This window comes from Phocaeicola sp., from assembly GCF_048170425.1.
In the GTDB taxonomy this organism is placed as follows: domain Bacteria; phylum Bacteroidota; class Bacteroidia; order Bacteroidales; family Bacteroidaceae; genus Phocaeicola.
In genome coordinates this window covers 1-6,832 of sequence record NZ_DBEXBB010000336.1, presented here as the reverse complement: position 1 = coordinate 6,832, position 6,832 = coordinate 1, and the positions used below count along the sequence as shown (strand labels likewise).

The following is a 6,832-nucleotide window of genomic DNA, read 5'->3' as shown; positions in this document are numbered from 1 at the left end:
TAGTCGGAGTATTTCCCCCGTTTTGGCTGCCAAACCTTATTTTCGGGGGAATACCTAAAGATACAAAAAAGCCAACTAATTCGCAATACTTTTTGTATGAATTAGTTGGCTAATTTTATACTATTTACTGAGTGTCCCTATTTATAAACATTTCTCAGAATTCAATAATCAATGATTTACGAGGAGATATTACCAGATTCTTTGTCAAGTCAATCTTTTTCCCGCTCGAAACATCCCTACCTTCTTTAGAATCCTTAGTTAAGACAGTATAGCACTCGCTATCCAGAATCTGTTCTGAACCAGTGCTATTCAGCACAATCATTTCAGTTTTTCCTTCGTGTACATGAGAATACATATATATCCCTCTGTGAGGAATATGATACTTCACTGTTTTGTTTTCTGCCATATACGTTTAGTTTAATTTTGCGCGACAAATATATGTATTTAAAACATATTTTTAAAACATAACAATGAAGTTTTTCGTGTATTTATACACTTTTCATGATATAAATCAACTCTTAATATACTTCCACCTTGGTTGCCAGTGCTTTACATTTATCACGCAAGGCATCCAAATCGCCGTCATTCTTGTCATAGCATACCACGACTCCCATACGACGGTTCAAGCGGGTAGCAGGTTTTCCGAAAATACGGAGATAGGTATTTGGCTGAGAACAAACCAGTTCCTCACCTTTGTACTGGGGAGCCTTCTGGCTGGCAATCGGAGAAAGAATCACAGCACTGGCCCCGATATGTTCCTGTGTAATACCCGGGATAGGCAATCCCAAAATCGCATATAGATGCAATTCAAACTCGTTCAAGTTCTGGGTATTGGCCAATGTAACCATTCCCGTATCATGCGGGCGCGGAGACAGTTCAGAGAAATATACCCCGTTTTCGTGGCTCAGGAAAAATTCCACTCCCCACAAACCGTATCCAGTCAATGCACGAGTCACCTTCTCTGCCATCTGCTGAGCCTCAGCCAAATGTTCCGGTGCGATATGAGCCGGCTGGAAACTTTCACGGTAATCTCCGCCTTTCTGCACATGTCCGACAGGAGGACAGAATAAAGTCGGGCCATCTTTCTGTGTCACAGTCAGCAGGGTAATTTCACTGTCAAAGTGAATGAACTCTTCTACAATAAGTTCCTTAATATCCCCACGGCTTCCGCTGCATCCGTACTCCCAGGAATACTTCAGGTCTTCCTCGCTCTTGGCTACAGACTGTCCCTTACCTGAAGAAGACATCAACGGCTTGATGACACAAGGATAGCCAATCTTTCCGGCAGCCTCCTTCAACTCTTCATAAGAAGAAGCGTAAAAATACTTTGCCGTTTTCAGTCCCAGTTCCTTTGCCGCCAGATCACGGATAGCCTTACGGTTCATCGTAAAATTCACCGCACGGGCACTTGGAACAACCTGTATACCTTCTTTTTCCAGGTGATAAAGCCGTTCAGTACGTATTGCTTCTATTTCAGGAACAATTATATCCGGACGATACTTTTCTACCACACGGTCCAAAGCTTCTCCATCCAACATACTGAATACCTCGCATGCATCTGCCACCTGCATAGCCGGTGCACCTGCATAAGAGTCACACGCAATTACATACTGTCCCAAACGCTGGGCAGCAATGGTAAATTCCTTTCCGAGTTCCCCGGAACCCAACAAAAGTATTTTTTTAGTCATATTATTATAAGGTTTATGCTTCTTTCTGCAAAGATAATATTTTTCCTCGGACCTTATACTACAGCCAGCAGATTTATCAAGCCTCGACTTCTGTTTCGGCCAGCTTCTTCAATGACAGCACTTCTGTTCCGTCTGCTCCCAAAAGGCTTACGGTTCCGTCTGCCTTGATTTCAAAACTACGCACTTCATCCAAAGCTTTCAAGATAGAAGACTCCACATCCATGTTCGGGCATGCCATCATGGTAGAAATCATCTGACTGAAACGAAGAGAAGCCGCCTGTCCTTCTTCCTGTGTAAAAGAACCGTTTATCGTATTGCAGCTGGCATTACCGTGTACTCTTTTTTCTGCTACATTGAAAACCAATTGCGGCTGTTTTTCCACTTCTCCTACAGGATTGCCTTTTACAGATACAATTTCCCAGGCACCATTCAGGTCGTTTACAGAAACCTCCGCCACTTCACGCTTCTGCAACAATATTACCGGTTTACCTTCCGCATCATTCAATGCTACATCTTCACCTACTGTTTCATATCCAGCCACTTTATTCAATGCTTCCAGCACATTCTGCTCCAATGTCATATCCGGACACATCATCCGGGTAGCAGCCACCTGACCAAATTTCACTTTTCCGGCATTCAGGGTATCCAATTCAAAGCTTCCCATCAGGCGATTGCATCCAGCATTGCCATACAAACGATGTCCGTCCTTGTCAAAACCCAAGAATGGTGCATTTTCCGCACTCACCTTTTCTCCGTTCACTTCTACAATATTCCATTCCCCTGTAAAGTCTACCACTGCTACCGAATTCTTTCCGGTTCCACAACTCATCAGTGCGCAAGCCAAAGCTGCAGCTGCAAAATACTTCTTATTCATAACTTGTTTTTCCTTTTTAATCTTAATCATAAATTCACAAACAATCCATTTTTAAGAATTGTTCATTTACAAAAATACGTATATCCCCAGAATACTGCACCATATTTTGAATTATTTTCTATCTTTGCATACTGAACGGTAACGTTTACCGGGCATTTAAAGTTTCAAAGTAATAAATGAGTAAAGTATTGATTATCGGTGCAGGCGGTGTAGGTACCGTTGTTGCACACAAAGTGGCTCAGCATCCGGAAGTCTTTTCTGAAATCATGATTGCCAGCCGCACACAGTCAAAATGCGACGCAATTGTCAAAGCAATTGGTAACCCCAACATCAAGACCGCTAAGGTAGATGCCGACAATGTGGATGAACTTGTGTCTTTATTCAACAGTTTTAAACCCGAAATCGTTATTAACGTAGCACTTCCCTACCAGGATTTAACGATTATGGAAGCGTGTCTTCAGGCGGGAGTGAACTACCTGGATACAGCAAACTACGAGCCTAAAGACGAGGCACACTTTGAATACAGCTGGCAGTGGGCATACAAAAAACGCTTTGAAGATGCCGGACTGACTGCCATTCTGGGTTGCGGATTCGACCCGGGAGTAAGTGGAGTATATACCGCATACGCAGCAAAACATCATTTCGATGAAATTCACTACCTGGACATCGTAGACTGCAATGCCGGAAATCACCACAAGGCTTTCGCTACCAACTTCAATCCGGAAATCAACATCCGCGAAATCACGCAGAACGGACGTTATTACGAAAACGGACAATGGGTTACTACCCAGCCGCTGGAATTCCACAAAGACCTGACCTATCCTAACATCGGTCCGCGTGATTCTTATCTTCTGTATCACGAAGAACTGGAATCACTGGTCAAGAATTTCCCGACCATCAAGCGTGCCCGTTTCTGGATGACTTTCGGACAGGAATACCTGACTCACTTGCGTGTAATCCAGAACATCGGTATGGCCAGCATCGAACCTATCAACTACAACGGTATGGAAATCGTTCCTTTGCAGTTCCTGAAAGCCGTGCTGCCTAACCCGCAAGACCTTGGCGAGAACTACGAAGGCGAAACTTCAATCGGTTGCCGCATCCGTGGTATCAAAGACGGAAAAGAACATACATATTATGTATACAACAACTGCTCTCACCAGGCAGCTTATCAGGAAACAGGTATGCAGGGCGTAAGCTACACCACCGGTGTACCGGCCATGATTGGTGCCATGATGTTCCTGAAAGGATTGTGGAAACGTCCGGGCGTATGGAACGTAGAAGAGTTCGATCCGGATCCATTCATGGAAGCTTTAAACAAATACGGATTGCCTTGGCATGAAGTATTCGACGGTGACCTGGAACTGTAATTACATTACCTTAATCATAAAAAGAATCAAGAATGAAGAAGGAGTACTCATTCTTCGTTCCTGATTCTTTTTTTCTAAAAATTTCCCTTACGATATGAATATTGGAGACAAAGCTCCCGAAATACTGGGAATCAACGAAAAAGGTGAAGAAATCCGCCTGAGCAATTATGCAGGCAAAAAAATCGTACTCTATTTTTATCCCAAAGACATGACTTCCGGCTGCACGGCACAGGCCTGCAACCTTCGCGACAACTATGCCGAACTCAAGCAAGCGGGTTACGAAGTAATCGGCGTCAGCATCAACGACGAGAAGTCACACCAGAAATTCATCGAAAAGAACCAGCTTCCGTTCACACTGATTGCCGATACGGAACACAAACTGGTAGAGACCTTCGGTGTATGGGGAGAAAAAAGCATGTACGGACGCAAATACATGGGTACCTTCCGTACCACTTTTATCATTAACGAAGAAGGCATTATCGAACGGATTATTTCTCCTAAAGAAGTAAAGACCAAAGACCATGCCTCACAAATCTTACAGTAATTTATGGCAAAAAAAGACGAATTAGAGTTTGAAGGTGGCATTGAAAATGCCCCGAAACCCAATAACAGCGAAAAGCTGAAAGCCCTGCAGGCCGCCATGGACAAGATTGAAAAGAGCTTTGGAAAAGGCTCTATCATGAAAATGGGCGACGATCACGTGCAGGAAGTAGAAGTCATCCCGACCGGTTCTATCGCCTTGAACGCCGCACTCGGTGTAGGAGGTTATCCGAAAGGACGTATCATCGAAATCTACGGTCCGGAATCATCTGGTAAGACCACACTGGCCATTCATGCCATTGCCGAAGCACAGAGAGCAGGCGGTATTGCTGCTTTCATTGATGCAGAACATGCATTCGACCGTTTCTATGCAGCCAAGTTAGGAGTGGACATCGACAACTTGTGGATTTCACAGCCCGACAACGGTGAACAGGCACTGGAAATCGCCGAACAGCTGATCCGTTCATCGGCCATCGACATCATTGTTATCGACTCTGTAGCTGCCCTTACCCCGAAAGCTGAAATCGAAGGCGACATGGGTGACAACAAGGTAGGTTTGCAAGCCCGCCTGATGTCACAGGCACTGCGTAAGCTGACTTCTGCCATCAGCAAGACCAACACGACCTGTATCTTCATCAACCAGTTGCGTGAGAAAATCGGTGTGATGTTCGGTAACCCCGAAACTACCACCGGTGGTAACGCCTTGAAGTTCTATGCTTCTGTCCGTCTGGACATCCGTCGTGCCACTCAGCTGAAAGACGGTGAAGAAGTTATCGGTAACCAGGTACGTGTCAAAGTTGTAAAGAACAAGGTAGCTCCTCCTTTCCGCAAAGCCGAATTCGACATCATGTTCGGTGAAGGTATCTCTCGCAGCGGTGAAATCATCGACTTGGGAGCTGAATTAGGCATCATCAAGAAGAGCGGTTCATGGTACAGCTACAACGACACCAAGCTGGGCCAAGGACGTGATGCGGCCAAACAGTGCATCCAGGATAATCCGGAACTGGCTGATGAACTGGAAAAACTGATTTTTGACGCATTGAAAGACAAGGAATAAACTCATTCTTTATCTATATGGAAAACGGATTCACCGTGCTGGAGTTCAGCGGGTGAATCCGTTTTTTTGTAACATCAATATCGGCCTCAATGGCCACATTCATTTCTATATTATTAGTGATATCCACTTATCTTGCAAGTCTTTGCTATCAGTTAGATAAAGCAATAGCAAATTATCCAGTTCTCGGCTAGACAATTTGCATAGTTCCATCTACACAAATCAAGATATTAACTATCCTCTCATATTCTTGCACCTTATATATTATACAATTTCTCCAAATCGCTGATTATATCATCATTTAAAAGCGGTCTAAACAACTTATTAAACATTCCCTTATTTCCTTTCAACCCCTTTTGTTGTTCAGGCTCAGGCTTTAAACTTTGCTTTTTCAACAATATTTGTACTAAAGGGAATGTCCATTCTATCCGCGGGTTCAAATCCAACACATCCCAATTCAGTTTATCTTGATATTCTAAAATAAAAGATTCTTGAAGAGGTAAATACGAATATAATTCATAGATATTTTGTGAATACATTTCTATATAATTATTTACTTCTTTATCTGACATATAACCAGCATCCTTCTCTATACGACTTTTATTATTCAAAACCTGAAGATGACGAAGAGTTTTTTCTATGCAATCTATTCCCTGCCAAGCAATATACCCCCAATTATTTAAAAGTGGCCTCAAACTTATAGTTACTTCCTCCAAATCATGCAAAAGACTAATATTACTCCAATCCAGAAAATTATTTTTAAACAAAAAAGGCCATCTTTTTCCACCATCAGTTCCATACAATGCTGCATCAGGATTCCATTCATAAGAAGCAAGACTAAAAAAACTATTACGAAGTAGGTCTTCATACACAAAACTTTCCCCTGAAGGGGATTTTAGATTACTCGCACAATAACGGGACCCTAAATTAACGAAATTGCTTCCTTTACGATAAAGAACCATAGCATTTGTTACATAATACCCACCCGAAGGTCTAGTATATTTTTCATATCTTTTTATTTGCTCATCGTTCAAATCATAATACTGACGAATCAAATTCCGCATCAACAGTTTTCCAGATTTTTCCCTCATAACGTATTTTCTCAAAATAGTTAAAGCTATTCCGTTATGCTCAATTTGGGCCAAATCTTTCATTTCTTGAAGTTCATCTATTTTAGCCTGAAAATTATTCAGAGCCTTCATATTTTCTTCTAAATCAAAAAGATTGTTTATCTGATTATTCAAATAACAATCTACCATTTTATTAAAAGCTAAACAATGTTCTTTATTCATAGAATACAATTTTT

General features: G+C 42.3%; 7 protein-coding genes. 3 read left to right on the top strand and 4 right to left on the bottom strand.

What is annotated here, in order from left to right:
• Window positions 1-154: 154 nt before the first annotated feature.
• From ACMJ0U_RS12740 to ACMJ0U_RS12730, 3 genes are all read right to left on the bottom strand, one after another.
• Window positions 155-406: a cyclomaltodextrinase C-terminal domain-containing protein gene (locus ACMJ0U_RS12740; protein ID WP_007562751.1), complete on the bottom strand. Its 252-nt coding sequence runs from the start codon at window positions 404-406 to the stop codon at window positions 155-157.
• 112 nt (window positions 407-518) lie between these two features.
• Entirely contained in the window at window positions 519-1,745 is a 1,227-nt protein-coding gene (gene purT / locus ACMJ0U_RS12735) for a formate-dependent phosphoribosylglycinamide formyltransferase (protein WP_417130238.1), read from the bottom strand.
• A 19-nt stretch (window positions 1,746-1,764) separates the two neighbouring features.
• Complete coding sequence (locus ACMJ0U_RS12730; protein WP_304253203.1) at window positions 1,765-2,562, bottom strand: META domain-containing protein; 798 nt, start codon at window positions 2,560-2,562, stop codon at window positions 1,765-1,767.
• A 176-nt stretch (window positions 2,563-2,738) separates the two neighbouring features.
• Between ACMJ0U_RS12730 and ACMJ0U_RS12725 the strand changes: the two genes are divergently transcribed.
• The 3 genes from ACMJ0U_RS12725 (at window position 2,739) to recA (ending at window position 5,529) form a co-directional block, all read left to right on the top strand.
• Window positions 2,739-3,932 carry a saccharopine dehydrogenase family protein gene (locus ACMJ0U_RS12725; protein WP_007562759.1) on the top strand — a complete coding sequence of 398 codons (1,194 nt, stop codon included), beginning with the start codon at window positions 2,739-2,741 and terminating at the stop codon, window positions 3,930-3,932.
• 94 nt (window positions 3,933-4,026) lie between these two features.
• Complete coding sequence (bcp, locus tag ACMJ0U_RS12720) at window positions 4,027-4,476, top strand: thioredoxin-dependent thiol peroxidase (RefSeq protein ID WP_007562761.1); 450 nt, start codon at window positions 4,027-4,029, stop codon at window positions 4,474-4,476.
• A gap of 3 nt (window positions 4,477-4,479) precedes the next feature.
• Window positions 4,480-5,529 (top strand): recombinase RecA, encoded by a 1,050-nt coding sequence (gene recA, locus ACMJ0U_RS12715; protein WP_007562763.1) that lies wholly within the window; start codon window positions 4,480-4,482, stop codon window positions 5,527-5,529.
• A 254-nt stretch (window positions 5,530-5,783) separates the two neighbouring features.
• Here recA and ACMJ0U_RS12710 read toward each other — a convergent pair whose 3' ends face one another.
• Window positions 5,784-6,818 (bottom strand): hypothetical protein, encoded by a 1,035-nt coding sequence (locus tag ACMJ0U_RS12710; RefSeq protein ID WP_417130237.1) that lies wholly within the window; start codon window positions 6,816-6,818, stop codon window positions 5,784-5,786.
• Window positions 6,819-6,832: the final 14 nt, after the last annotated feature.